Source organism: Candidatus Desulfolinea nitratireducens (assembly GCF_982879505.1).
In genome coordinates, this window is record NZ_CEYOSI010000226.1 from 1 (window position 1) to 5,528 (window position 5,528).

2 protein-coding genes are annotated in these 5,528 nt (G+C 49.2%); both read left to right on the forward strand.

Translation table 11 applies throughout. From position 1 onward, the window contains the following. Nucleotides 1-457 precede the first annotated feature (457 nt). Entirely contained in the window at nucleotides 458-3,160 is a 2,703-nt protein-coding gene (locus AC3DOM_RS15150) for a hypothetical protein (RefSeq protein ID WP_487919882.1), read from the forward strand. 99 nt (nucleotides 3,161-3,259) lie between these two features. Continuing rightward, on the forward strand, nucleotides 3,260-5,528 hold a 2,269-nt coding region (locus AC3DOM_RS15155), incomplete at its 3' end, for a ligand-binding sensor domain-containing protein (protein WP_487919883.1).

The following is a 5,528-nucleotide window of genomic DNA, read 5'->3' on the forward strand; positions in this document are numbered from 1 at the left end:
TCTCAAGTAAATTAATTCACTATTCCCCCATAAGAACTAATTGAAGCGAAACAAGCGTAATTTCCTTTGGATTGTCGGATTCCCGCGGTAAAATGCACAGGAATATTTTATCGGTAGAGAAGCAATCGCAATCGACATTGTTATGCCAGTAACGTTGAGGAAGGATTTTTGAGAACTGGGAATATCTTCTCTAAAGGTAAATATTACATACTGTCCTGTGGGGGAGGGGAATATCTCAAAACAGGATTCTCAATCCCTCTTCATCAAATTCTCATGAACGTGGTAGCGGTTGCTGTGTCAGGTTAGGGCATTTAACCTGGTAAATACTCCAAGATATTGTTTATGGTGGAGGGATGAGAGGATGCTTGTTTTTGCTCATTATCCTTGATTTTTCTGCTTGTAAGCAATAATTCTTTCTAGGGAAAAGAATCTTAATTGAAAATCAAAGGATGGTCAAATGTCAGAAAACACAAATGAAAAGAAAAATGTAAAGAAAAAATGGCTCTTGCTTCTGCTAATATTTCTGTTAATTTTTTCCTGTGTCTTTGGCTATCGAGCCAGGGTATGGGAGATTGTCAATCCAGATGGAGATCAGACCGAGACATCTAATCAGGATGGTAGTGAAGCGACAAACGCCCAGTCCTCTGAAAATGGATCCGGTAATCAAGTCAACCCTGTCGTCTTCGATGAAGAGGTATTCTTCTCCGGTGTGAAATTTGCTGAATCCCCGGAGATCGATCTGGAATTTATAGATTCAATTGCCCTGGCAGATGGAACGGGTTTAATCACCTTCGGGACGGGCGGGACAGCGCTACCCCCGGGAACCTATACAGCCAATATCGATACTGGCGAAGAAAAACTGACCTTCGAATGTGAGTTAAATGGCTCAGAGGCCAGCAAGATCTTTTGCAGTGGACCGATCCTTGCAATGGACACTCCCGTAGTAACGGATTTTATTTATACGTCGGCGGGTTTTTCCTTGACGGGAAATGTCAAAAAAGCCCTGTCCGAAGCGACTGCCGGTAACCTGGTTATAGATTTTGACGAACTGAATGAAGCTGCCGAAGCTCTGGGATTGGGTGAGGTCGACAATCCCTTTGAAGCCTGGGGCGTGATCGGCTGCTGCATCCAGAATGTAGGAACAGATGGTTTACCCGAGGCCTGTGAGCCGGCTATTGCAGCTTTATTGCCTGAGACCGAAGAAGAGAGCGGATTTTTTGATAATCTCCAGGATGGTTTCGAAGCCAACCCAGAGGAAGCCTGGCAAAATCTGATGGACTATTACAATGCACCCCAGGGGTGGTCCGGAAGCCCCGGATCGCTTAATCCAACCCAACAGGAAGCCTTATATGAGAAGGCGAATGCTTGCGCAGCAGCATTGGGATATCCTGAGGCAGATGGCATTGACGATCTTTTTGAATCGCGAACCTTATTCGATTTGATGTGGGCAATGGATCCTCGGCGATCTACCAATGATGGTCCAGGCGGTGTCATGGGAGCGTTACACGATTTTTTCAGTGGCATAGTTGAGACCTTTGACGATGTTTTGAGTATATTCACTGGTGATTTCGATGGTGAGTGGGAGCTTTTGAGCGGTATTGAATCCCTTTGGGATAATACCTTTGGTGGCCTTCTAAGTACGGCTATTTATACAGCCTGTCTTACATTTTCCCTTGGCGATGACGATCCGGGTGCGGCAATGGATAGTTGTGCGTTTATTTCGGAATCCTTAACCGGCACCGAGAATTATTGGGATCAATTTGGAGGGGAGAGTGAGCCGCCCCCGCTTCCCACAGAAATGCCCCCACAAGCCTGCCTGGATTATATCGATCATGCAAAAGATCACACCTACTTTGCGGTAGGAAGTTCGGGCAGCATTGGCAATGAGTTTGCCTACATTGGATCTCCAATGGCCTACTGTGCCGAGGCGATGGGCTTTGGGTATACGCCAGACGAAATTCGCCCTTATATGGATAACGATTACATGTACGATAAGATCATCGAAGCCTACGGTTTTGTTAGCAATCCGGCCATGCCTGATCCCTGTCGGATGGTGGTCCAGTGGTGTGACAGCGATCAGTATGAATCCCCTCTTTATCAGAGCTCAGGTCAGGCTGTCGCTGAAGGAACCTTTCAGGGGGCGTTTGCTGCCTTGAATGGTTGTAACGACCCCCAATCATATGCAGAGGCAGAAGCCTGGGTGGGTAGTAATGAAGTACCCGACTGCGAGGCCTATGAAGCGGTATCAGACACGCTTTCCAGTCTGACAGGAGTTGACATTGGAACCACCCTGTATTGCGAAGGTGTTGAAGCATTTGGAGATACGCCTGTGGGAGATGTAGCCGCCTGCGCTGAGGAATTGGGCTACAGCGGATATCCGATGTACACGGTCGAAGATTATCTGGACTTTATGGCCTGGATCGGGATGATGGAAGCCACCCTGGATGTTTCCTGGAGCGCAAATTGCCAGACTGCGATTGATTATGCAAACAGATTCGGACTGGTGGAACAGTCGATCGATACGGCTGCTTCAGCCTGCTCCAATGGTGGTCCGGTTCAGCTCAATACAGCCCCCGTGGAGTGGGTCGTCCCGGAATTGAATGAGGATCCGCCAGGGGAAAATGGCGGCGGCGGAAGCGGAGCAGCCAGCCCTGGAGGCAGTTCCGATCCGGAACCTGGCGGAGATCGCTGCTCTATATTTGACAATCTGGAGAATTCTCTGACTTTGCTTGATGTTATCCCTCAATCAGCGGCCCCAACCCTGTATGTCTCGTTCCCCGGTGGCGTACCTGGTCTGGAAATTGATATTCCGGGCGTTGAAGGCCCCTGGGAATACAGCGCTACGCTGGGAGAGATCACCGCAAAGAGTTGTGATTATCTTGGATATAAGGGCCGGCTATATTGCAGCTTCATATTACCAAGTAATTATATGAATACTGTCCAATCGCTTGAAGTATTTTTGGATGGCTGCGATCAGCCCATCGTTTCGGATGAGGATGTAAATATCGTCAAAAATAGTGGCGCCTTGGGGAGTGACAGCAGTGGAGGCGGGGGAAGCTCTGGCGGAAGCAGTGGAGGCGGAGGAGGCAGTTGTGCCCCTCAAGCCTGTGGCCCAGGTTTATTTTGGGATATTGGTCTGTGTATGTGTAATGCATATTAAATACCTATGAAAATGCTCTACGGTCCTGCTTCAGGGCTGGGGAGCAATTATTCAATTGTCTAAACGTCAAAATATATTAAAAACACCAAAGGAGAAAAAATGAAAGCAAATCGTCACATTATTATTGTCTTGATCGGATTAATTCTCGTCAGTCTTTCCTGCAGCTTGTTTAGTGGTGGCAAAGATGATTCATCGGGTCCTGAGACCCCGTCAGAGCAGGAGGCAAGCTCGTCCAAGGAATACGAACCCGGCTACGAACCCGGTTGGCGTATCTTCTCCAATGCTAATTTCGTCAACGGGATCGCTGTGCATGATAGCGTACTCTGGGCCGCTACAGAAGGTGGTGTGGTCGCCTGGGATTTGAACAACGATCAGCCTGCCAAATATACACCCCTGGATGGCCTTGGGCATCTCAGCGCCTACGATGTGGTTATCTGCTCGATGCCAAATCCAACCGTGGTGGTTGCCACCGAAACTGGTTTGAGTCGGTACGATATTTCTTCCGGTACATGGGATGCCACCCCGATCACCCCGGAAGACAGCCATGTCGCCAATTCAAAGATAGACGAGTTATTTTGTGACGAAGAAAACGGTCGTTTGCTTGTCGGATATCGTGGTTTGGGCATTCTGGATATCGCTAGCGGCGGCTGGCAGCGCTATCTGGAGGATGATGGCCTGGCCTGGAACAGTGTGGATGGGATAACCGCAGTTGGAACAGACATATGGGCGGTGGGCTACAAGGGTATCTCTGTGGTCAGCGCAGATGGAATCCAGATGTACAATGAGGGTACTGGTATGCCTGATGAAAGCGCGGAGGCCATCGCAACCGCATCCGATGAAACGGTCTGGGTTGGCTCTGATGGCGGCTTGCTTCGCTTCCAGCAAGGAAAAATGAGTCAGTTCAATAATGATAACGTTGATGGTTTTCCCGCTGGGAGGCTGAGTGCTGTATCCCTCGCATCAGATGGTTCTGTTTGGGTTGCAAGCAGCAGCAATAAACTATGCCAATTTGATCCTGCTCAAGAAAGCTGTCTTAGCACCCATGATGGAAACCGTGACTATTATTTGACGGACATGGCTACCGGCGCAGACGAGGATGTATATTTCTCCACCTATGGTGGCGGTATTTGGGCATATGATGGGAGTAAGTGGCGTAATTTGCTCCTGCAGGAAGACCAGTTGGTTGGTAATTTTGTTGAGGATTTTGCCGAAAGTAACGATGGCAAGTTATGGGTGGCGACAGATCTCGGTATCCAGCGATTTGAACCAGGGAACGTCGAGGCCTCCTGGGAAACTTTCCCTGCCGGAGATGGCGGACCTCCATCCAGATGGGCCCAAGGTGTGTATGTTGACCCATCCAGTAAGGTGTGGTTTGCCCACGATTCAAAACGAGCGAGTTCCTTTGATGGGTCAACCTGGTCCCGTTATGGAGAGGAGGAGGGGATTATTGGCAGCGTCAATGCGATTGCTTTCGACAAAGATGGAACCCCATATATTGGCACAAGCGAAGGCTTGCTCATTATGGGCGGCGCACTCCTGACTGATGCAGACGGTTTGCCCAACAAAGTCGTCCGCTCCCTATATGCCGATGGTGATACGATTTGGATTGGCACAGTCGACGGACTCGCAAATTTCGAAAACGGGAGCGTTGAGGTCGTACTTGACTCAACCTCTGCAGGCTTGCCAAGTGATAATATTTCCGTCATCGTCAAAGATGGGGACGATTCTCTCTTACTGGGCACGCCCAATGGGTTGGCTCGCTATGATGGAGAGCAAGTGGTTACGCTGCTGGAGCCCAAAAGTATTTCCGGGATTTTGGGGGAATCAGTTCAGTCAGTCTCCAGCATCGCGATCAGCCCGGATGGCTCGATCTGGGTTGGCACATATGCTGGCGTTTATCATGGCGACGGCGAAACCTGGGAGCACTTCACAACCGCCGATGGCCTGCCGGCAAATAATGTCAATGCGGTCTATGTAGACAGTTCAGGTGTGGTTTGGGTTGGAGCAGGTTTTACACGCAGCGGCGGTGGGATTGCGCGCTATATTCCAGGAGAATCAGTCATCACGGAATCCGATCCTTCCGAACCAGCTCAGGAATCAGTCGAACCGGCAGCCACAGTTGGAGAAACAAGCTATGATGAGAATACGGGCTTGCCATTAATTGGCGATGCGGAGCAGGTTTACTCTACTGATTCCGTTCTAAATTACTGGAGTAATTTAGAATTTATTCACGTGCGTGATTTTTATCTCGCTGAGATGCCAAAAAATGATTGGCTATTGGATGTTGATGAGGACGGGAACTGCCGTGATGACGACCGCTGCATGGGTTGGCATGGAGATTATAATGATCCTGAAACCACGACCTTTT